1 protein-coding gene is annotated in these 273 nt (G+C 30.0%); it reads left to right on the plus strand.

Annotation, left to right across the window (positions count from 1 at the left end; genetic code table 11):
* Positions 1-152 precede the first annotated feature (152 nt).
* Positions 153-273: AAA family ATPase (locus tag ACNQ0T_RS24235; protein ID WP_417930499.1), on the plus strand; the 121-nt coding region annotated here is incomplete at its 3' end.

Genomic DNA, 273 nt, shown 5'->3' on the forward strand with positions numbered 1-273 from the left:
CTCAAGAAGAAAGTAAAAAAAATCGATTAAAACACAAGCAATCAAAGTTAATCTTTGACATAAAGTCTAGCTAATCACAATGAAAGCTGTACATTTTATTAAGGTACTAACAAATCGTATGGCATATAACAAAAACACGAACAGAGGCTATCATGATAAAGGAAATAAGTTTAAAGAACTTCAAATGCTTCAATGAGCTATATCTAAAGCAATTAAAGACTTTAAATATCATAGCTGGGAAAAACAACTACGGGAAAACATCTATACTGGATG

It is taken from the genome of Enterobacter cloacae complex sp.6700776 (assembly GCF_048284255.1).
GTDB classification, from domain to species: domain Bacteria; phylum Pseudomonadota; class Gammaproteobacteria; order Enterobacterales; family Enterobacteriaceae; genus Enterobacter; species Enterobacter intestinihominis.